Origin of the sequence: Streptomyces sp. NPDC050263, assembly GCF_040655955.1 — a bacterium.
Taxonomy (GTDB): Bacteria; Actinomycetota; Actinomycetes; order Streptomycetales; family Streptomycetaceae; genus Streptomyces.
Genome location: NZ_JBFAKW010000005.1, coordinates 1 through 20,857 on the forward strand (window position 1 = coordinate 1; position 20,857 = coordinate 20,857).

The window sequence follows — 20,857 nt, forward strand, 5'->3', positions numbered from 1 at the left end:
GACGACGGCCCAAACCGCAGACGGACAGAGGCGATGTGACGCCCTCGGCCCTGAACCGGCAACTCGGAGAAGCCCGCTTAACACCAGTCACCTAGGGCCTGTCCGGGGGTGGGCCTACTCCAGGCCGATGGCGAACGCGGCCTCGAGGTCGTGCTGGGAGTAGGTCCGGAAGGCGACGTGCGTGTCCGTGCCCTCGACCCCCGGGATCTTGCTGATGCTCCCGGGGATGACCTCCGCCAGGTCCTCGTGCTGCTTCACCCGGACCATGGCGATCAGGTCGTAGGTCCCGGTGACGGAGAAGACCTCGCTCACGGAGTCCAGCGAGGCGATCCGCTCGGCGATCTCGGGGATCCGGTCCACGCTGGTCTTGATGAGGACGATCGCGGTGATCACGGCTGGTTCTCTCCCTCGGGGGCCGTTGCTGGGGCGGCCCTCACTCTAGTCCCACGTCCGAAACGGGCCCACGCGTAGACGAGCCCCAGGACGAAGCCCACCACATGGGCCAGGTACGCCACCCCGGGCCCCTGGGCGGCCCGGCCCGCCGCCACCCACTGCAGGGCCGCCCAGAAGGGCAGCACGACCCAGGCGGGGAAGCGCAGCGGCAGGAAGAACAGGAACGGCAGGAGGCTGGTCACGCGCGCCCGGGGGAACAGGTACAGGAACGCGCCGAGGATCGCGGAGATCGCCCCGGAGGCGCCGACCAGGGACTGCGCGGACCCGGCGTTGGCGGCGGCGTAGCCCAGCAGGGCCAGATAGCCGCAGCCGAGGTGGAAGAGCGTGAACTCGACGCGGCCCATCCGCTCCTCGGTCATCGCCCCGAACACGTAGAGGAAGAGCATGTTGCCCAGCAGATGCACCCAGCTGCCGTGCACGAAGAGGGCCGTGGCCGGGGTCAGGGCGGCCCGTGGGGAGCCCGCGAACAGTTCGGCGGGCACCACGCCCCAGCGCCGGAAGTAGGCCCGCTGCGCGACCAGCAGCTCGTCGCCGGTGCCGTAGCCCGGATTGAAGCCCGAGGCGGGGCCGACGAGGAAGATCAGGCAGCACACGGCGATCAGTGCGTAGGTCACCGGCGCCGAGGGGTTGCGGACCGCCCTGCCGACCGTCCCGCTCCAGTTGCTGATCATGAACACAGAGCATGACGTAACGGGACGCACTCGCCCAGAGCGCCTCGCCGCCGGGTGGGCGCCGTGGACGGATGGGCGGCGAGTACGCGCCAGGCCGTAGGGTTACGAGCCATACACGCGGGGGAGCCTCCGGCCCGACCCCGACACTGGAAGTACGACACTAGAAGGAAGCGGAAAGTCACGATGACGGTTCCCCTGCCGACCGCCACGACGCGGTGGCGCTGCACGCTCTGCGGCAACCTCACGCGGTTCGACGTGACGCGCTCGTCGAAGGTCGTCGAGTACGTGCACCTCGACCTCGCCGGTGAGCCGAAGGTCGAGGAGCGCGAGGTGGTCAGTGAGACCATCGAGACGGTGCGGTGCCGCTGGTGCAACGCCGTGGACCAGGTGGAACTCGTGGATCGGCCGGGCGCCGACTCCTGACAGGAGGCGGCCCCGCACAGTATTGGGGTGTGACGGATGGTGGAGAGCGCAGGCGGGGGGCCGGGCGACGGCGCCGCCGAGATGCTCGACCGTCCGCTGCCGGACGGCGTGCGGCGCAGGGTCGTCACGATCGTGTCCGACGGCTTCGGGGGACTGACCGTCGGCGAACTGCCGGCCCAGTTGCGCCAGTACGCGCGGTTCGCGCCGAACCGGCGGGCCAAGTTCGCCGGCAACGCGATGGCCGCCGCGCTGGAGACCGATCCGCTCTTCCGGCAGCGCATCGCCGAGAAGTTCAGAGAGGCCCAGCCGGAACTCTCCGGCGCTCTCGACTCCGGCTCGCCGACCCCGGCCGCGGACCCGCTCGACGTGGCGGCCGCGGCCTATGTACTGCGCCCCACCGGCTGGGTGAAGCTGGTCACCGCGGCCGGCGAGGAGGCCCAGCGGGCGGACGCCGAGCGTGCCGACGAGGAGAGCCGGGCGGAGCTGGAGCGCCTGCGCGAGGAGCTGGACCGGGCCCGTGATCAGACCCGCGCGGACACCGAGCGGCTGCGCGTCGAACTGGACGCGGCGAAGAAGGAAGCCGACTCCCTCAACCGCAAGCTGCGTTCGGCCCTCAGCGACATCAAGCGGGGCGAGGCCGCGCTGCGCAAGGTGCAGAGCGAGATCGAGGCCGTCCGTGCCGAGGGGCATGCCCAGGTGTCCGCCGCGGAGAGCGAGTCGCGGCGGCTGAAGGCGCGGCTCGGGGAGACGGAGGCCGCCCTGGAGGCCGCCCGGCGGGCGGCGCGCGAGGGCCGCAGCGTCGAGGACATGCGGGTGCGACTGCTGCTCGACACCGTGCTGGACGCGGCCCAGGGGCTGCGGCGGGAACTGGCGTTGCCGCCGGTGTCGGTGCGCCCCGCGGAGACCGTCGACGCGGTCGAGCCCGGGCGGATGACCCCGAAGGACATCGCCGCGCGTGCCCTCTCCGAGCACGATCCGGCCATTCTGGACCAGCTCCTCGCGCTGCCGCAGGCGCATCTCGTCGTGGACGGCTACAACGTCACCAAGACCGGTTACCCCCAGATGCCGTTGGAGAAGCAGCGGCTGCGGCTGCTGGGGCAGCTCTCGCAGCTCGCCGCGCAGACCGGCGCCGAGGTCACCTGTGTCTTCGACGGGGCCGAACTGGCCGCTCCGGTGCTGCTCGCGCCGCCGCGCGGGGTGCGGGTGCTGTTCTCCAAGCCCGGGGTCACGGCGGACGAGCTGATCCGGCAGCTGGTCCGGGCCGAACCGCCCGGCCGTCCGGTCATCGTCGCCTCGACCGACCGCGAGGTGGCCGACGGGATCGCGAAGGCGGGCGCCCGACCGGTGGCTTCCGCGGTACTTCTGAAGCGGCTGTCCTGAAGGTCGAAGATGCTGGTTTAATGACCGAATTGACGGAATGATCACGCAACGTTGTGTCAATCGAGCCTTGCTGCGCGTGAGTTGTGTGAAAAAACTGTGTTGCGTGATGGGTTTTTTTCTCCCGAGGATTTGAACTGATCACGGCCGGGTCACTAAGGTCAGGGCTCGAATCTCCACACGGGTGATCACTCAAAAGAAGGAGCCCGTCTCCGTGGCGTCCCACCGTCGACCGAAGCAGCCGAGTCGTGCGCGCGTGACCGTGCTGACCACCGCAGCCGCCGCTGCCGTCGTACTGAGCTCGCAGGCCGCCAACGCGGCGCCCAGCGAGAAGCTCACCAAGGACGAGGTCAAGAGCAAGGTCGACAAGCTCTACGAAGAGGCGGAGAAGGCCACCGAGACGTACAACGGGGCCAAGGAGAAGCAGGAGAAGCTCCAGAAGGAGATCTCCACCATCCAGGACAACGTGGCCCGGGGCCAGGCGGATCTCAACGAGCTGCGCGACTCCATAGGCCTGGCGGCCGCCGCTCAGTACCGCACCGGGTCCATCGACTCCTCCGTGCAGCTGCTCCTCTCCTCGAACCCGGACGACTTCCTGGACAAGGCGTCCACCGCCGATCAGTTGAACGCCCAGCAGATCGAGGCGCTGAAGAAGATCCAGGAGAAGCAGCGCGAGCTCGCGCAGCAGCGCACCGAGGCCTCCGGCAAGCTCAAGGACCTCGCCACCACGCGTGCCGAACTGGGCAAGAACAAGAAGGAAGTCCAGGGCAAGCTCGCCGAGGCGCGCAAGCTCCTCAACACGCTGACCGCCAAGGAGAAGGCCGACCTCTCCGCCGCCGACGCCCGCGCCAGCCGGGACTCCGGCGAGCGGGTCGACCTGGGCGACGCCCCCGCCGGCTCCGGCCGGGCCATGGCCGCCTTCCAGGCCGCGCAGAGCCAGCTCGGCAAGCCCTACGAGTTCGGCGCCACCGGCACCGCCACGTACGACTGCTCGGGCCTGACCTCCTGGGCCTACGCGCAGGCCGGCGTCTCCATCCCGCGCACCTCCGAGTCCCAGGCCAACTACGGCACGCGCGTCTACTCGACCAGCGACCTCAAGGTCGGCGACCTGGTGTTCTTCTTCAACGACCTGCACCACGTCGGTCTGTACGCGGGCAACGGCCAGATCATCCACGCCCCGCGCACCGGGACCGTCGTGCGCTACGAGTCGATGAGCACGATCGGCGGCCCGTTCATGTTCGGCGTCCGCGTCTGACTCCACCCCCGGAGCAGGGTCCGATCAACTCCAAGATCAGGACACCATGCCGCCCGAACGGGCGAATTACGACAACGAGTAGTGACCCCACGCCCCGCCGGTGACCTGCGTCAGCGGCGGGGCGTCACTGTGCGTGCCCGTCGAGGTCTTTGGCCGACTCCCTGACACGGGGCTAGCATCGCCGCGTCCTTCGATGGAAGTCGTCGGACCTACCGCCGGACGGGCGGAAAGTCACGCCTGCGGAGGCCACGTAAGCCCAGCCCTCATGGGTCGGCGGTGGCCTGTGAAACAGGAACCCGTGGTGGTATCGCGAAGCGGTGCGGACCAGAATCTCCTGCCCTCGGGCTGGAGAGGGCGTCAATGTCTGCCGCGTCTCCTCCGGCCCGGGGGAGACCGGTGGCGTCCGGCAACTGGAAGGAGCGCGGCTTCCCGTGGGGTCCCATCGCCGACTTGCACGATCCGGGTTCGACCGGGGCGCCTGCAGTGCCCTGAGCGTGCTGTCCGTCGCGGCCGCCGCACTCGGCGCCGTGTCCGCCGTACCGGCCACGGCCGCACCGCACGACGACACCCGCGCCGAGGTGGACCGTCTCTACGAGGAGGCCGAGAAGGCGACCGAGGCCTACAACAAGGCCGACGAACACGTCGACGTGCTGCGGGAGCAGGTCGGCACCGCGCAGGACCACATCGCCCGGCAGCAGGAGCGCATCAACGGCCTGCGCGAGCAGCTCGGCTCGCTGGCCGGCGCCCAGTACCGCTCCGGCGGCCTCGACCCCTCCCTGGCGCTGCTGTTCTCCGACGACCCGGAGGACTACCTCGACAAGGCGTCCGTCCTCGACCGGATCACCGCCCATCAGGCCGGCGAACTGAGGCAACTCCAGGACGCCATGCGCGAACTCACCCAGGAGCGCTCCGAGGCGGCCCGCACGCTCGCCGAGCTGGAGAAGAGCCGCAAGGCCGTCGTCGGCCACAAGCGGACCGTGGAGCAGAAGCTCGCCAAGGCGCGGCAACTGCTCAACTCCCTGCCGTCCGACGAACGCGCCGCCTACGACCGGGCCTCCCGCTCCGGCCGCGAGGAGATGCCCGACCTCGCGGGCGCCGTGCCGTCCTCCGGCCGCGCGGGCGCTGCCGTGGCCGCCGTCCGCTCCGCTCTCGGCAAGCCGTACGTGTGGGGCGCCAACGGGCCCGCCGGCTTCGACTGCTCGGGCCTCATGCAGTGGTCGTACGCGCAGGCCGGCGTCTCCATCCCGCGCACTTCGCAGGCCCAGGCGCACGCCGGCCGACGGGTCCCGCTGTCCCAGGCCCAGCCCGGCGACATCGTCACCTACCGTTCCGACGCCAGCCATGTCGGCATGTACGTCGGCAACGGCCAGGTCATCCACGCCCCGTACCCGGGCGCGCCCGTGCGCTACGACCCGGTCGGGATGATGCCGGTCTCGTCCGTCACCAGGCCCTGACCCACGGCACCCCGCACCCGGTTGCCGCCGTACGATCGGGAGGATGGCTGGTCGACGGCGGGTGCGCGGGTCCGGGGTGTCGGGGCGCTGGGCGGTGCCCGGCCCGCTGTTCGCTCCGCTGTGTGTTCCGCTGGTCGTTCTGTTGCTGGTCGGGCTGGTCGCCTGCGGAGGGCGGGCCGGGGCGGACAGCGCGCGGGCCGATGTGCAGCGGGTTCTGGATCGGCGGGCCGCCGCCGTCCTCGACCACGACGCGAGCGCCTACGCGGCCACCGGCTCCGACGCCGGGTACGCCGCCGTACGGGCCGTGCCCCTGGCGGGCTGGTCGTACCGGGTGACGGGCCTGCACCGCAGCGGGGACAGCGCCACCGCCGACGCCGAACTCAGCTACCGCGTCGACGGCTACGACAAGGCCCCGGTGACCGTGGGCCGCACCCTGCGCCTGGCGCGTGACGGGGGCGGGCGGTGGTCGGTGACCTCGGAGAAGCCCGCGGCCAAGGTCGGCGAGCAGTTGTGGGACCAGGGCACCGTGCGCGTCGTCCGCGGCGCGCACAGTCTGGTGCTGGGGGTCGGGCAGTCCGACGCACGGCTGCGGTCCTTCGCGGAGCTGGCCGACGGCGCCGTCCCGGCCGTTTCGGCGGCCTGGGGCACCGACTGGGCCGGGCATGTCGTCGTCCTCGTGCCGAAGTCGCTGGAGGGCATGGCCGGGCTGCTCGGCTCGCCCGCCTCCGCCTACCGGGGGATCGCCGCGGTCACCACGGGCGAGACGGGCGGCGGGGCGAAGGCGCCCGCGGACCGGGTCGTCGTCAACCCCGACGCGTACGGCCTGCTCGGCCAGGTCGGCCGGCAGGTGGTCCTCACCCACGAGACCACCCATGTGGCCACCCGCGCCCACACCAACGGCGCCACCCCGCTGTGGCTGTCCGAGGGGTACGCCGACTGGGTCGGCTACCGCGAGACCGGCCGCACGCCCGCGGAGGCCGCACCGGAGCTCCAGCAGGTGGTCAGGGACGGGGACGTGCCGGAGGCGTTGCCCGCCGACGGCGACTTCGGCTTTTCTGGTGACGCGAACCGGCTGGCGCAGGCGTACGAGGGCGGGTGGCTGGCCTGCCGGATGATCGCCGAGCGGTGGGGCGAGGTGAAGCTGGACGCCTTCTACCGGGCGGTGGGGGAGCACCGGACGCGACCGGGGGCGGTGGAGGGTGCGCTGCGGAGTGTGCTGGACACGTCTCTGGAGCAGTTCACGGCTGACTGGAGGGCCTATCTGAGGGCTCAGCTCGGTTGAGTCCGCTCGGCCGGGCCGTGCTTCCACGGCCTCGCGCAGCCAGGCTCGCTCCGCCTCGCCCGTCGCGCGGGCCACCCGCAGCATGCCCTGGCGGAACAGGGCCGCCGTCTCCTCCGCCCGGACCGGTCGGCCCTCGGTGCAGAAGAAGCTCGCAGGCGTCTCGAGGAAGTCCAGGCGGCGGCGCGGGACGGCCGTCTGCTCCCGGCGGTCGGGCAGGTGGCGCAGGAACGCCAGGACCGTGTTGAAGCGGACCTGGTCGGTGATCTCCGCCTCCTTTGGGGTGGCGGAGGCGTTCCAGGAGGTCCGCTCGGCCCTCGTCGGTGAGGGAGGCGAGCCCGTCGCGTGTCGGGCGTCCGGCTGCCCGCTGCCGCGGTGGGACTTGGCTGTGACGCGCTAAGCGACGGGCTGCGCCGCACCGCCACGACCTGCTTCCGTGGACGGGCCGACGCGGGTGCGTCGAGGGCGGTGCGTCGGGGACGGGCCGTTGGTTCGGGGCACCGTTGCGCGCCAGAGGCGGGTGGCTGCTGTGAGGGCGGCGGTGAGGAGGAGGCCGTTGCGGATGAGGATGAGGGTGACGCCCAAGGGGGCGCTTGCCACCACGTCCGCGAAGAAGATCGGGAACTCCAGGGCCGTGATGGGCGATGCCGCCAGCACCAGGGCCGCCGGCAGGGTCATGCGGGTTTCTCGGAAGCAGAGGCAGACTGCTGCCAGGCCGATCAGCCAGACCAGGTACTGCGGGCTGATCACCCGGCTGGTGACGGTGAACAGGAGGACCGCTGTGAAGGCCGCCTCCGCGAGTGTGTGCGGTGCGCAGCGCTTTGCCATGAGCCGCCAGAGGAGGAGCCAGCCGAAGGCCAGTGCCGTCAGGCCCAGGGCGATGTCGCCCACGAGGTCCACGTACGGGCCCACGAACTCCAGGGAGCCGTAGCGGAACAGGACCTCGCCCTGCCAGCCGAACTGGCGGGCCACGTGGAGGGCGAGGGCGCCCACCGACTCCACCTCGGTGCCCCGGTCGTGTTGGAAGGCCAGGAAGGCGAAGGCGCCGGGCATGGTGAGGGCGAAGAGGGCGGCGAGGGCGGTGGCTGTCACCGCCGTCGTGTTCCAGGCCCGTTTGTGTGCTGCTCCCGTCAGCAGGAGCAGCGGCCAGACCTTCAGCAGGGCTGCCAGGGCCGTCAGCGCTCCCATGGCTCGGGGGTGTCGGGCGCCGGCCATGAGTGCGGCTACCGCTACCGCCGTCACCATCACGTCGTAGCGGGCGTAGACCGTGGGGCCCAGCAGGGGGACGGCCGCCACCCAGGTCCAGGCGCCGCGTGGCGAGCGGCCGGGGCGCAGGCCCGAGTCCATGAGCAGCATGAGGACGGCCAGGTCGGCGAGGAAGGCCAGGACGAAGAAGGCCGAGGCGTAGTCGAGGAAGGGCAGCAGCCCGGGGGAGAGGATCGCGAGGGCGGCGGCGGGCGGGTACTGCCAGGTGATGTCGGTCGCCGGGAAGGCGCCGGTGCGCAGTACCTCGTACCAGCCCTGGTAGATGACGGAGACGTCGGTGGTGACGTCCGGGCCGGGGAAGAGGAACACCTTGAAGACGAAGAGCAGCAGGGCGAGCCGGGTGACGCCCCAGGTCGTCAGCAGGTGCGTCAGGGGGCGTTTCACGTCCGTGCTGTCCACCGTTGACCCCGTCCGTTCCTGTTCGTTCCTGTTCGTCCGCCTGTGCGCCACATGATCTCCCGGCGGGCTGTGAGGCGCGGGTGGGCGCGGCTGTGAACAGCGTTTGGATAAGGTCGGGTGCGATGCACAAGACGCTGATTGTGACCAACGACTTTCCGCCCCGGCCGGGCGGTATCCAGGCGTTCCTGCACAACATGGCGCTGCGGCTCGACCCCGACCGGGTCGTCGTCTACGCGTCCACCTGGAAGCGGGGGCGGGAGGGCGTCGAGGCCACGGCCGCCTTCGACGCCGAGCAGCCGTTCACTGTCGTACGGGATGCCACGACGATGCTGCTGCCTACGCCCGGGGCGACCCGGCGGGCCGTCGGGCTGTTGCGGGAGCACGGGTGCACGTCGGTGTGGTTCGGGGCGGCCGCGCCGCTCGGGCTGATGGCGCCGGCGCTGCGGAAGGCCGGTGCCGAGCGGCTGGTGGCCACCACGCACGGGCACGAGGCGGGGTGGGCGCAGTTGCCGGCCGCCCGGCAGCTGCTGGGGCGGATCGGTGAGGCCACGGACACCATCACGTACCTCGGCGAGTACACACGCTCGCGGATCGCGACCGCGCTGAGCGCCGAGGCCGCCGGGCGGATGGCGCAGTTGCCGCCGGGCGTCGACGAGAAGACGTTCCATCCCGGTTCGGGCGGCGACGAGGTGCGGGCGCGGCTCGGGCTGACCGACCGGCCGGTGGTCGTGTGCGTCTCGCGGCTGGTGCCGCGCAAGGGACAGGACACGCTGATCCTGGCCATGCCCCGGATTCTGGCCGCCGAGCCGGAGGCGGTGCTGTTGGTCGTGGGAGGCGGACCGTACGAGAAGGAGCTGCGGCGGCTCGCCCAGGAGAGGGGCGTCGCCGGTTCGGTGCGGTTCACGGGGGCGGTGCCGTGGGCGGAACTGCCCGCCCACTACGGCGCCGGGGACGTCTTCGCGATGCCGTGCCGGACGCGGCGGGGCGGGCTCGATGTGGAGGGGCTGGGGATCGTCTATCTGGAGGCGTCGGCGACCGGGCTGCCCGTCGTCGCCGGGGACTCCGGAGGCGCTCCCGACGCCGTGCGCGACGGGGAGACGGGGTGGGTCGTGCGGGGTGGCTCGCCGGCCGACGTCGCCGAGCGCATCGTCGTGCTTCTGGGGGACGCCGAGCTGCGCCGTCGGATGGGGGAGCGGGGGCGTGGTTGGGTCGAGGAGCGGTGGCGGTGGGATCTGCTGGCGGAGCGTTTGAAAACATTGCTCTAGACTTTTCCCCCTTTGCTCTAGGCGGAGGGCGATAATCCGCTGATGCTGCGCACATGACAGCCAAACTGATGCAGCGTCAGCTGACGAGACGTCAAATCCTTGGTATGGCCGCCCTCCAGACGGCGGCCACCCTCGGCTTCACCCGCGTCGGCCTGGAATCGGCCCGTGCGGCCGAGCCCGCAGCCGTCGAATCCGCCCCCGCCATCGTCGTCGGCTCCGGCTACGGCGCCGCCGTCGCCGCCCTGCGCCTCGGCCAGGCCGGCATCCGCACCCTCGTCCTCGAGATGGGCCGGCTGTGGAACACGGCCGGCGCCGACGGCAAGGTCTTCTGCAACACCGCAAGCCCCGACCAGCGCTCCATGTGGTTCAAGACCCGCACCGAGGCGCCGCTGGCCACCTTCCTGTGGCTGGACGTCGTCAACAAGGACATCAGCCTCTACCCCGGCGTCCTGGACCGGGTGCACTTCGCCGACATGTCCGTCTTCGTCGGGCGGGGGGTCGGCGGCGGGTCCCTGGTCAACGGCTCGATGGCGGTCACCCCGCTCCAGTCCTACTTCGCCGAGCAGTTCCCGACCGTGGACACGACGGAGATGTACTCCACGTACTTCCCGCGCGCCCGCGCCATGCTCGGCGTCAACAACGTCGACCCCGCCTGGTTCGAGTCGACCGAGTGGTACCGGTTCAGCCGGGTCTCCCGGAAGCACGCGGCCAACACCGGGCTGAAGACCACCTTCGTGCCCAGCGTCTACGACTTCGGCTACATGCAGCGCGAGGCCGCCGGCACCGCCACCAAGTCCGCCCTCGGACAGGAGGTCATCTACGGCAACAACTACGGCAAGAAGAGCCTCGACAAGTCCTATCTGGCGTCCGCGCTGGGCACCGGCAACGTCACCATCCACACCATGGAGAAGGTGCGCGGGATCAGCCGGGCGAGCGACGGGACGTACCTCCTGACCGCCGACCGCATCGACTACACGGGAAAGATCGTCGAGACCAAGCAGTACGGGTGCACCTATCTGTTCCTCGGCGGCGGCAGCCTCGGGACCAGCGAACTCCTCGTGCGGGCGCGGGACACGGGCACGCTGCCCGCGCTGGACGCGAGCGTCGGGACCGGCTGGGGGCCCAACGGGAACGTCATGCTCGGGCGGGCCAACCACCTGTGGGACACGGTCGGGGCCAACCAGTCGACCATGCCCGTCATGGGCATCGACGACTGGGCCAACACCGCCAACCCCGTCTTCGCCGAGATAGCGCCGTTGCCGACCGGACTGGAGCACTGGGTCAGCCTCTATCTGGCGATCACCAAGAACCCGCAGCGGGCCGCGTTCACCTACGACGCCGCATCGGGCGGGGTCAAGCTCGGCTGGAGCGCCGCGCAGAGCGCCGTCTCGATGGGCATGGCGAAGAAACTGTTCGACCGGATCAACTCGGCGAACTCCACGATCTACCGCTCCGACCTCTTCGGCACCCCCAGCAGGGTCTTCGCCGACGATTTCACCTACCACCCGCTCGGCGGCTGTGTGCTGGGGAAGGCGACCGACGACTACGGGCGGGTGAAGGGGTATTCGAAGCTGTATGTCACCGACGGCTCACTGGTGCCCGGCAACATCGGGGTGAACCCGTTCGTCACCATCACCGCGCTCGCCGAACGCACGATGGCGCGGGTCCTCGCCGAGGACACCGCGCCATGATGCTCCGTCAGGAGACGAAGACACTCCGTCAGGAGACGAAAGGGGAGCGCTACTTCGCGTAGATCGCCTCGATCTCGCTCGCATAGTCCTTCGCCACCACATTGCGCTTGAGCTTGAGCGACGGCGTGAGGTGGCCCGATTCCTCCGTGAACTGGGAGGAGAGAATGCGGAACTTCCGCACCGATTCCGCCTTCGAGACCGCGGCGTTGCCGTCGTCGATCGCCGACTGGACCTCAGCCAGCAGGTCGGCGTCATCACGCAGCGACGCCGCGGTCGAACCCGCGGGCTTGCCGTGCTCAGCCGCCCAACGGCCCAGGAACTCCGGGTCGATGGTGATCAGCGCGCCCACGAACGGCCGCCCGTCGCCCACCACCATGCACTCCGCGACCAGCGCGTGCGCCCGGATCCGGTCCTCGATCACGGCCGGCGCGACGTTCTTGCCGCCCGCCGTGACGATGATCTCCTTCTTGCGGCCGGTGATCCTGAGGTAGCCGTCCTCGTCGAGGGTGCCGATGTCACCGGTGTGGAACCAGCCGTCGGCCAGCGCCTCGGCGGTCGCGCCCGGATTGTTCCAGTACCCCGTGAACAGGTGCTCGCCGTGCAGCAGCACCTCCCCGTCGTCCGCGATGCGCACGACCGAGCCCGGCAGCGGCTGACCGACCGTGCCGATCTTCTGCCGGTCCCAGGGGTTGAAGGCGGTGGCCGCGCAGGACTCCGTCAGGCCGTAGCCCTCCAGGACCGTGAACCCGATGCCGCGGAAGAAGTGACCGAGCCGCTCGCCCAGCGGCGCGCCGCCGGAGATCGCGTACTCGCCCTTGCCGCCGAGGACCGCGCGCAGCTTGCTGTAGACCAGCTTGTCGAACACCTTGTGCTTGATCCGCAGCGCGAGCGGCGGGCCCGTCGGCAGCTCCAGCGCCTTGCTGTACGCGATCGCGGTGTCCGCGGCCTTGTCGAAGATCGCGCCCTTGCCGTCGGCCTGCGCCTTCGCGCGCGCCGAGTTGTAGACCTTCTCGAAGACCCGCGGCACGCCCAGGATCAGCGTCGGCCGGAAGGACGCCAGCTCGTCCGTGAGGTTCTTGATGTCCGGGACGGTACCCAGCTTGATCGGCGCCATCATCGGGGCGATCTGCACCAGCCGGCCGAACACGTGCGCGAGCGGCAGGAAGAGCAGCACACTGCACTCGCCCGTGCGGAACAGCGGCCGCAGGCGCTCCACGACGTTGCCGCACTCGGCGAAGAAGCTGCGGTGGGTCAGCACACAGCCCTTCGGGCGGCCGGTCGTGCCCGACGTGTAGACGATCGTCGCCGGGTCGTCGGCCTTCGCCAGCGAGCCGCGCTCCTCGACCGCCTCGTCGGAGACGTCCTTGCCGAGCCGCCGCAGCTCCTCGACGCCGCCGGCCTCGATCTGCCAGACGTGCTTCAGCGCCGGCAGCGACTCGCGCACCGACTCCACGGTCGCCGCATGGGTGTCGAGCTCGACGACGAGGGCGGTCGCGCCCGAGTCGGCGAGGATCCACTGGACCTGCTCCGGGGAACTGGTGTCGTACACCGGCACGGTGACCGCGCCCGCGCACCAGATCGCGAAGTCGAGCAGCGTCCACTCGTAGCGGGTGCGCGACATCAGGCCGACCCGGTCGCCGGGCTGGACGCCGGAGGCGATGAGGCCCTTGGCCGCGGCGTGCACCTCGGCCAGGAAGACCGTGGCCGTCACGTCCTGCCAGACACCGCCGACCTTGCGGGCGATGACGGCGACGTCGGGATGCTGCGCGGCGTTTCTGCGGACGATGTCGGTCAGATTGCCGTCCGCAGGGACCTCGTACAAAGCCGGAAGGCTGAACTCGCGCAAGACTGCTGCTCCTCATAGGGCGCCGGCGCCACGACGTTGTGTGATGCGACGGTGCGGTCCAAGGGTCGGGCATGGGCTCAGACATCTCGATGGTTGAAATCCTGAGCACGACTGGACTGCCTGGACGTTACCCGCCGGTATGGCCCCTTCGACAGGGGGGTCCGACGAGATGTTCGCTGCGTCACACAGATTGGTGTTTCTCGGCTGACAGTAGTCCACAGCTTTACTGACTGGCCAGTAACCGGTATCCCGGTCGCCACTGTTCACGTATGCCGCACACGCCTACCCTTGATCGACATGGCATCCACACCGTCCGGAAACCGCCGGACACGTATCCATGTGGTCAGCGACGTGCACGGCAACGCGCGTGACCTGGCCCGGGCCGGGGAAGGCGCGGACGCGCTGATCTGTCTGGGCGACCTGGTGCTGTTCCTGGACTACGCCGACCACTCCCGCGGGATCTTCCCCGACCTCTTCGGCGTGGAGAACGCCGACCGCCTCGTCGAACTGCGCACCGCCCGCCGCTTCGAGGAGGCCCGTGAGCTGGGCGGCCGCCTGTGGGGCGGCATCGGCGGCGACCGGGCCCAGCTGATCGAGCAGGCGGTCCGCAAACAGTACGCCGAGCTGTTCCCGGCGTTCCCCACCCCGACCTACGCCACCTACGGCAACGTCGACATGCCCCAGCTGTGGTCCGAGTTCGCCGGGCCGGGCACGACCGTCCTCGACGGGGAGCGGGTGGAGATCGGCGGCCGCGTCTTCGGCTTCGTCGGCGGCGGGCTGCGCACGCCCATGCGCACGCCGTACGAGATCAGCGACGAGGAGTACGCGGCGAAGATCGAGGCCGTCGGCGAGGTGGACGTGCTGTGCACGCACATTCCGCCGGAGGTCCCGGAACTCGTCTACGACACCGTGGCCCGCCGCTTCGAGCGGGGCAGCCGGGCCCTGCTGGACGCGATCCGCCGCACCCGCCCCCGCTACTCGCTGTTCGGCCACGTCCACCAGCCGCTCGCGCGCCGGATGCGGATCGGGGCGACCGAATGCGTGAACGTGGGGCACTTCGCGGGCAGCGGGAAGCCGTGGGCCCTGGAGTGGTGACCCGACCCGACCCGAGCTGACCTGGCGGTGACCTGACGCCTGGTGAAGGCGGCCGGCCGGGCGCGCGGTAGCCTTCACGCTGCACACACGTGCGCCCACGGCCGGCACACGGTGTCCTCTCTCTACCCTGACCGGCCCGCATCCGGAGGAGCCACGGCGATGGCGGAACACACCAGCTCGAGCATCACGATCGAGGCGGCACCGGCCGATGTCATGGCGGTGATCGCCGACTTCGCCCGCTACCCGGACTGGACCGGAGAGGTGAAGCAGGCGGAGGTCCTGAAGAAGGACGACCAGGGCCGCGCCGAGCAGGTCCGCCTGGTCATGGACGCCGGCGCGATCAAGGACGACCAGGTCCTGGGCTACACCTGGGCCGGCGAGCACGAGGTGTCCTGGACGCTGGTGAAGTCCCAGATGCTCCGCCAGCTCGACGGCTCCTACCTCCTCAAGCCTGCCGGCGGCGGCGCGACCGAGGTCACGTACCAGCTGACGGTGGACGTCAAGATCCCCATGCTGGGCATGATCAAGCGCAAGGCCGAGAAGGTCATCATCGACCGCGCGCTCGCGGGCCTGAAGAAGCGAGTCGAATCCGGCGACCCGGCCCCCGAAGCAACCGAAAAGTAGTTCACGACCCTGGGAAGCACCCCCCTCGGGAGGCCGCGCGAGGCAGCCCGGGGCTCTGAGGAAGAGCCCCGGGACCAGAGAAAGCCGGCCTGGGCGCCGGGGGGAAGCGGCCGGGAACCGGAAGCAGCCCCGTCTGGGGCCGCGAGAGACCGACCGCGGGTCGCGGAAGAGCCCCGGGGACCAGCGGAAATCCGCCCGGGAACCGGGAGAGGCCGCCCCGGGACCGGGACCCCCCCGCGGATCGCAAGAGGCGGTCCGACGGCCGAGGGAAGAGTCCCGAGCGGGGGCGGCGGAACCCGGCCCGGGAGCGGCAGGCCGGGGACCGGGGAGTGGTAGGTCCGGGAACCGGGCGCGGTCGGCCGGGGAGTGGCGGGCTGGGGTCCGGGAGTGGTAGGTCCGGGAACTGGGCGCAGTCGGCCGGGGAATGGTGGGCCGGGGGCCGGGAGTGGCGGGCCGGGAACCGGGAGTAGTGGGTCGGGGGCGGGGAGTGGTAGGTCGGGTGGGGGGTTGGGGCTCGGTTACCGTTCAGCCTCATGCGTACCCTCCTGATCATCGGCCCCGGCGGCAGTGGCCGTACGACAGTCGCGGCCGCCACCGCACACCAGGCCGCCGCCGGAGGCGCCCGCACTCTCGTCCTCAGCGCCGACCGCACCGACACCCTCGGCGCGGCGCTCGGGACGCCGACCGGGGCGCGCCCCGTCAAGGTCACCCCGCGTCTCACCGCATGGCGGCCCGACGCCGCCGCCGGCTTCCGGGACGACCTCACCGGCTTCCAGGACCGAGCCACCACCGTCCTCGACCTGCTTGGCGCCTCCCGGCTGGACCCGGAGGAGGTCACCCCGCTGCCCGGCGCCGAGGAGCTGACCCTGCTGCGCGCCCTGCGGGACGCCGCCCTCGCCGAGGCCCACGACCTCCTCGTCGTCGACCTGCCGCCCGCCCCGCAGGCCCTCGCCCTGCTGGCCCTCCCCGAGGAACTGCGCCGCTACCTGCGGCGACTCCTCCCGCCGGAACGCCAGGCGGCCCGCGCCCTGCGCCCCATGCTCGGCCGGCTCGCCGGCGTGCCGATGCCCGCCGAGTGGCTGTACGAGACGACGGCCCGCTGGGACACCGAGCTGGCCGCCGTCGAGGCCGTCCTCGCCGACCGCGGCACCGCCGTCCGCCTGGTCGCCGAGCCCGGACCGGCCGGCGCCGACGCCGTCCGCGACGCCCGTCTCGGCCTGGCTCTGCGCGCCCTGCCCGTCGAGTCGCTCGTCGCCAACCGCGTCCTGCCCGAGGAGGCCGCGGACACCGGCCTGTTCACCGGACTCGTCGCCCAGCAGCACAAGACCCTGGGGGAGTGGGGCGACGCCCACCGCCTCGCGCACCTCGGCCACGACCCCCGGGGCGCGGACGACCTCGCGGCACTCACCGTGCCCGCCGTCAACCCGGCGGCCTCCCCGGTCGAGTGGCCCGTCACCGACCGGCTTGCCCAGGACGGCGTCCTCGTCTGGCACCTTCCGCTGCCCGGCGCCATACGCGACGAGCTCGACCTCATCCGGCGCGGCGACGAACTCGTCGTGACCGCCGGGCCGTTCCGCCGCATCGTCCCGCTGCCTTCCGTCCTGCGCCGCTGCACCGTCGAGGGCGCCGCCCTGCGCGACGGCGAGCTGTGCGTGCGGTTCGCCCCCGACCCCGGGCTGTGGCCGCGGACGACATGAGGCATATACCGCCGTTCGGGTAACGTCGTAGAGACGAGCCGTCATCGGGTCGTCGGCCAGATGCCGTCCGTCAGGTGTCGTCCACCAGGAGTCGTCAGGAGTCCGTCATGAGCGAAGAGCGCCCCACGCCCGACGCCGCCGGGGAGCCCGCCGGGACAGCGGGCTTCGACGAGCGGCCGTTCGACGAACAGCCCCGGGTGAGCGACGCCGACGCCTGGGCCACCGCCACCGCCGAGGACCTGGCGGCGGAGAAGGCCCGCCGCCGCGCCGAGTCCGGCCGGCCCCAGGGCTCGGCCGCCGAGGAACTGCGCAAGCTGGTCGACGCCGTCGGCGACAAGCTGTCGTCGATGCAGTCCCCGCTGCTCGGCGCGGTCGCCGGACCCGCCGCCGAGCAGGTGGTCCGCCAGGTCGTCCAGCAGGCCAAGGCCGTCGTGGAGCCCGTCATCGAGCGCAACCCCGACGTCTTCGACCACCTCGCGGCAGCCGGCACCGAACTCCTCGCCGCCTACCGCTCGGCGGTCCAGACCCAGGAACGACGCTGGACGACCGGAGCGAGCGACCCCCGGGACACCCCCCGCGACGGCCGTGACGGCGGCGACGACACCGGCCCCGGCCAGCGCATCGACTTGGACTGAAGCCCTTCCACGGCAGGGCCTCGGGTACGGTTGGCCGTAGCGGGGCTCGACCGAAACTGAGGGATTCATGGGACTCACCATCGGCGTCGACATCGGCGGCACGAAGATCGCGGCCGGCGTGGTCGACGAGGAAGGCAACATCCTCTCGACCCACAAGGTGCCGACCCCGGGCACGCCCGAGGGCATCGTGGACGCCATCGCCTCCGCCGTGGAGGGCGCGCGCGCCGGGCATGAGATCGTCGGCGTGGGCATCGGAGCCGCCGGCTACGTCAACCGCCAGCGCTCGGAGGTCTACTTCGCGCCCAACATCGACTGGCGCAACGAGCCGCTGAAGGAGAAGGTCGAGGCCCGCGTGGGTCTCCCCGTCGTCGTGGAGAACGACGCCAACGCCGCGGCGTGGGGCGAGTACAGGTTCGGCGCCGGCAAGGGCCACCGCAACGTCATCTGCATCACCCTCGGCACCGGCCTCGGCGGCGGCATCATCATCGGCAACAAGCTGCGCCGCGGCCACTTCGGCGTCGCCGCCGAGTTCGGCCACATCCGCATGGTGCCGGACGGCCTGCTGTGCGGCTGCGGCTCACAGGGCTGCTGGGAGCAGTACGCCTCCGGCCGCGCCCTGGTGCGCTACGCCAAGCAGCGCGCCAACGCCACCCCGGAGAACGCCGACATCCTGCTCGGCCTGGGTGACGGCACGCCCGACGGCATCGAGGGCAAGCACATCTCCATGGCCGCCCGGCAGGGCGATCCGGTCGCCGTCGACTCCTACCGCGAGCTCGCCCGCTGGGCCGGCGCGGGCCTCGCCGACCTCGCCTCCCTCTTCGACCCCTCCGCCTTCATCGTCGGCGGCGGCCTCTCCGACGAGGGCGAACTGGTCCTGGACCCGATCCGCAAGTCCTACAAGCGCTGGCTGGTCGGCGGCAACTGGCGCCCGGTCGCCGAGGTGATCGCGGCCCAACTCGGCAACAAGGCAGGCCTGGTCGGAGCGGCGGACCTGGCGAGAGAGCCCGCCCCGATCATGTAGGCGTCCCCAGGGGCAGTGCCCGCCGTGTCCGGTCCCGGGACGGCGGGCATCGTCGTATGTTGATCGTCATGGAGACCACCCTGGTGCTTCCCAACTCGGCTACGGAGCCGGACGGTTCAGCCGTCGTTCGGGTTCTCGCCTACAACATCCGCTCCATGCGGGACGACACCGCCGCCCTCGCCCGCGTCATCTCCGCCTGCGCCCCCGACCTGGTGCTGATCCAGGAAGCCCCGATCTTCTTCCGGTGGCGCAAGAAACTCGCCCGCTTGGCCGCGGCCACCGACCTGGTGATCCTGACCGGCGGCGGCACGGCAGCGGGCCCCGCGATCCTCTGCAACCTCCGCGCCACCGTCGAGCACGCCGAGGACGTCCTGCTGCCCCTCACCCCCGGGCGCCATCGCCGCGGCTTCGCCACCGCGGTCGTCCGGTTCGCGGGCGCCCGCCTCGGCGTCCTCAGCTGCCATCTGAGTCTGGAGCGGGGGGAGCGCTACGAGCAGGGCGGGACGCTTCTCGACCGGCTCGCGGCGATGGGCGTGGAACACGCGGTCGCGGGCGGTGACCTCAACGAGCGCCCCGACGGACGCACCTTCGGCCGTCTGACCACCGTCCTGAGGGACTGCCGCACCGCCGCGCCCTGGGGCGCCGAGCACACCTTCCCCGCAACCGGCCCCGACCGCCGTATCGACGCGATCTTCGCCACCAAGGGCGTGGAGGTACTGGGCTGCGGGGTGCCCACCGGACTCCCCGGTATCACCGAGGACGACCTGAGGGCGGCCACGGACCACCTTCCGGTCCTGGCCGCCCTCAGAATTCCCGTCGGTTAGACCACCGCTCAGACGACCGCGCCGCGCCCCGGATCCTGGTCGTCCTCGTCGTCCGTCTTCATCCGCATCACCAGCGTGGCGAAGCCGCCGAGGAAGCCGCCGATGCCGACGGTCGTCAGCCACCACGTCATCTCCCAGCCCAGCAGCACCGCGAGCAGCAGCAGGAGCGGCCCGCCGATCACCCCGAGCCAGGCGAACTTGGCCGTGGTGTCGGCGGCGGGCAGCGGCGGCGGCTCCGGCGGGACGAAATGCCCCTCGTCGTCCTCGTCGAAGTCCTCCTCCGCCGGCTCGGGCACGCTGTAGTCACGGGGCCCGACGCCGGGTGCGAAGGCGATCGAACTCCCGAGCGGCTTGGCCGGTTTCTGCTCCTCGGCCGGGTCAGGCGTGGGCTCTTTGCCCGATTCCGGCCCCGGTTCCTTCCCGGATTCCGTCCCGGGGTCCTTCAGTGCCTCCGGCCCGGACCCGTCGTCGTTCGCCTCGGCCTCGAGCAGCGCGAGATCCTCGACCGACTTGAACGGCTTGGCCCCCGGCGGGTCCACCGGTTCCTCGCCGTACCCCGCGACGATCGCCGCCCACGCGGCGGCCTCGTCGAAGGGCACGCTCTGCTCTTCCGGCCCGCCGCCCTGACGGGCGTCCAGCCCGTCCCGTCCGTCCCGCTCGTCCCGGTTCTCCCGGTCCTCGCGGTCGGAGTCGTGCTCAGCCACCTACGGCCGTCCCTTCCTTGCCGACACTGGGCGCGATCCGGGCGATGAACGCGTAGCTCTCCTCGAAGATCCGGTCCGCATCGTGGTCCAACGTTGCCACGTGGTAGCTCTGTTCCAGCAGGATCTCGGTCACGTCCGTGGACGACACCCGGCCGAGGATCCGGGCCGAGTCGGCCGGCGGCACCACGTGGTCCTGCACGCTGTGCAGAAGCAGCAGCGGCTGGGTGACCTGCGGCAGCTCGCCGTCGACCAGCCGGAGGAAGGTCCGCAGGGAGTGCGCCGAGTGCAGGGGCACGCGGTCGTACCCCTTCTCCAGAACGCCCTGCCTGGCGATGTCGCTCGAGATGCCCTTCGTCGTGCGGACGACATGGCGGGCCACCGGAAGGGCGTACGCGGACAGACCGTGCACCTTGTTCGCCGGGTTGACGACGACCACGCCCTCCACCCCCGCCCCGTGCTTCGCGGCCAGCCGCAGGGCCAGCGCGCCGCCCATGGACAGACCCACCACGAACACCTTCGCGCACCGCCGGCGCAGGGCGCGCAGCTCGCGGTCCACCTCCGCGTACCAGTCCGGCCAGCCGGTGAGCGCCATGTCCTCCCAGCGTGTGCCGTGGCCGGGCAGCAGCGGCAGGGAGACCGTCAGGCCCTGTTCGGCCAGGTACCGCGCCCACGGGCGCAGCGACTGCGGGGAACCGGTGAAGCCATGACAGAGGAGCACCCCGACCTCCCCGCCCTCATGGCGGTACGGCTCGGCTCCAGGAAGGACCGGCACCTTCGGTCTCCTGTCTTCGTCTGTTCTTCATGGGAGGGACGTCTGCTTCACCGTACGCGACCCCACTGACACCGACCAGGGTCGTCGGAGCCTTTGCCGCCACGGG

At 71.4% G+C, this 20,857-nt stretch carries 19 protein-coding genes and 1 pseudogene; 13 read left to right on the forward strand and 7 right to left on the reverse strand.

Going from position 1 to position 20,857, the window contains the following annotated elements:
* Nucleotides 1-114: 114 nt before the first annotated feature.
* Both AB0J04_RS03190 and AB0J04_RS03195 read right to left on the reverse strand, forming a co-directional pair.
* Complete coding sequence (locus AB0J04_RS03190; protein ID WP_351912423.1) at nt 115-393, reverse strand: Lrp/AsnC ligand binding domain-containing protein; 279 nt, start codon at nt 391-393, stop codon at nt 115-117.
* Nucleotides 390-1,124 (reverse strand): rhomboid family intramembrane serine protease, encoded by a 735-nt coding sequence (locus tag AB0J04_RS03195; RefSeq protein ID WP_363166645.1) that lies wholly within the window; start codon nt 1,122-1,124, stop codon nt 390-392. Before AB0J04_RS03195 ends, AB0J04_RS03190 begins: the two co-directional genes overlap by 4 nt.
* 183 nt (nt 1,125-1,307) lie before the next feature.
* On the opposite strand from AB0J04_RS03195, the gene AB0J04_RS03200 reads away from it, so the two are divergent.
* The 5 genes from AB0J04_RS03200 (at nt 1,308) to AB0J04_RS03220 (ending at nt 6,915) form a co-directional block, all read left to right on the forward strand.
* On the forward strand, nt 1,308-1,547 hold the full coding sequence (locus AB0J04_RS03200) for a hypothetical protein (protein ID WP_363166646.1): 240 nt from the start codon (nt 1,308-1,310) through the stop codon (nt 1,545-1,547).
* A gap of 36 nt (nt 1,548-1,583) precedes the next feature.
* Entirely contained in the window at nt 1,584-2,927 is a 1,344-nt protein-coding gene (locus AB0J04_RS03205) for an NYN domain-containing protein (protein WP_363166647.1), read from the forward strand.
* A 211-nt stretch (nt 2,928-3,138) separates the two neighbouring features.
* Nucleotides 3,139-4,179: an NlpC/P60 family protein gene (locus AB0J04_RS03210; RefSeq protein ID WP_363166648.1), complete on the forward strand. Its 1,041-nt coding sequence runs from the start codon at nt 3,139-3,141 to the stop codon at nt 4,177-4,179.
* A 431-nt stretch (nt 4,180-4,610) separates the two neighbouring features.
* Nucleotides 4,611-5,633 (forward strand): NlpC/P60 family protein, encoded by a 1,023-nt coding sequence (locus AB0J04_RS03215; protein ID WP_363166649.1) that lies wholly within the window; start codon nt 4,611-4,613, stop codon nt 5,631-5,633.
* A 43-nt stretch (nt 5,634-5,676) separates the two neighbouring features.
* Nucleotides 5,677-6,915 carry a hypothetical protein gene (locus tag AB0J04_RS03220; protein WP_363166650.1) on the forward strand — a complete coding sequence of 413 codons (1,239 nt, stop codon included), beginning with the start codon at nt 5,677-5,679 and terminating at the stop codon, nt 6,913-6,915.
* 21 nt (nt 6,916-6,936) lie between these two features.
* Here the strand turns inward: AB0J04_RS03220 and AB0J04_RS03225 are convergent.
* Together AB0J04_RS03225 and AB0J04_RS03230 are read right to left on the reverse strand one after the other, a co-directional pair.
* A pseudogene (locus tag AB0J04_RS03225) lies at nt 6,937-7,249 on the reverse strand (PadR family transcriptional regulator); the annotation flags it as partial.
* Nucleotides 7,250-7,308: 59 nt separating this feature from the next.
* The gene (locus AB0J04_RS03230) at nt 7,309-8,577 is read right to left on the reverse strand and encodes a glycosyltransferase 87 family protein (protein WP_363166651.1); all 1,269 of its coding nucleotides are present in this window, start codon (nt 8,575-8,577) and stop codon (nt 7,309-7,311) included.
* Nucleotides 8,578-8,699: 122 nt separating this feature from the next.
* On the opposite strand from AB0J04_RS03230, the gene AB0J04_RS03235 reads away from it, so the two are divergent.
* On the forward strand, nt 8,700-9,842 hold the full coding sequence (locus AB0J04_RS03235; protein ID WP_363166652.1) for a glycosyltransferase family 4 protein: 1,143 nt from the start codon (nt 8,700-8,702) through the stop codon (nt 9,840-9,842).
* Between the two features lie 104 nt (nt 9,843-9,946).
* Entirely contained in the window at nt 9,947-11,533 is a 1,587-nt protein-coding gene (locus AB0J04_RS03240; protein WP_363166776.1) for a GMC oxidoreductase, read from the forward strand.
* Nucleotides 11,534-11,582: 49 nt separating this feature from the next.
* Here the strand turns inward: AB0J04_RS03240 and AB0J04_RS03245 are convergent, their stop codons facing one another.
* Nucleotides 11,583-13,379, reverse strand: coding sequence for an AMP-dependent synthetase/ligase (locus AB0J04_RS03245; RefSeq protein WP_363166653.1), 1,797 nt, complete (start codon nt 13,377-13,379; stop codon nt 11,583-11,585).
* A 339-nt stretch (nt 13,380-13,718) separates the two neighbouring features.
* Between AB0J04_RS03245 and AB0J04_RS03250 the strand changes: the two genes are divergently transcribed.
* The 6 genes from AB0J04_RS03250 to AB0J04_RS03275 all read left to right on the forward strand — a co-directional run bounded on the left by AB0J04_RS03250 (nt 13,719) and on the right by AB0J04_RS03275 (nt 19,275).
* The gene (locus tag AB0J04_RS03250) at nt 13,719-14,474 is read left to right on the forward strand and encodes a metallophosphoesterase (RefSeq protein ID WP_363166777.1); all 756 of its coding nucleotides are present in this window, start codon (nt 13,719-13,721) and stop codon (nt 14,472-14,474) included.
* A gap of 159 nt (nt 14,475-14,633) precedes the next feature.
* Nucleotides 14,634-15,098 carry an SRPBCC family protein gene (locus AB0J04_RS03255; protein ID WP_363166654.1) on the forward strand — a complete coding sequence of 155 codons (465 nt, stop codon included), beginning with the start codon at nt 14,634-14,636 and terminating at the stop codon, nt 15,096-15,098.
* Nucleotides 15,099-15,631: 533 nt separating this feature from the next.
* The gene (locus tag AB0J04_RS03260) at nt 15,632-16,795 is read left to right on the forward strand and encodes an ArsA-related P-loop ATPase (RefSeq protein ID WP_363166655.1); all 1,164 of its coding nucleotides are present in this window, start codon (nt 15,632-15,634) and stop codon (nt 16,793-16,795) included.
* Nucleotides 16,796-16,902: 107 nt separating this feature from the next.
* Complete coding sequence (locus tag AB0J04_RS03265; protein ID WP_363166656.1) at nt 16,903-17,430, forward strand: DUF5304 domain-containing protein; 528 nt, start codon at nt 16,903-16,905, stop codon at nt 17,428-17,430.
* 67 nt (nt 17,431-17,497) lie between these two features.
* Nucleotides 17,498-18,451, forward strand: a complete 954-nt coding sequence (locus AB0J04_RS03270; protein ID WP_363166657.1) for an ROK family glucokinase — start codon at nt 17,498-17,500, stop codon at nt 18,449-18,451.
* A gap of 68 nt (nt 18,452-18,519) precedes the next feature.
* Nucleotides 18,520-19,275, forward strand: coding sequence for an endonuclease/exonuclease/phosphatase family protein (locus tag AB0J04_RS03275; protein ID WP_363166658.1), 756 nt, complete (start codon nt 18,520-18,522; stop codon nt 19,273-19,275).
* 8 nt (nt 19,276-19,283) lie between these two features.
* On the opposite strand, the gene AB0J04_RS03280 is transcribed toward AB0J04_RS03275, so the two are convergent.
* Entirely contained in the window at nt 19,284-19,979 is a 696-nt protein-coding gene (locus AB0J04_RS03280) for a hypothetical protein (RefSeq protein ID WP_363166659.1), read from the reverse strand.
* Nucleotides 19,972-20,751, reverse strand: a complete 780-nt coding sequence (locus tag AB0J04_RS03285) for an alpha/beta fold hydrolase (protein ID WP_363166660.1) — start codon at nt 20,749-20,751, stop codon at nt 19,972-19,974. Before AB0J04_RS03285 ends, AB0J04_RS03280 begins: the two co-directional genes overlap by 8 nt.
* Nucleotides 20,752-20,857 lie beyond the last annotated feature (106 nt).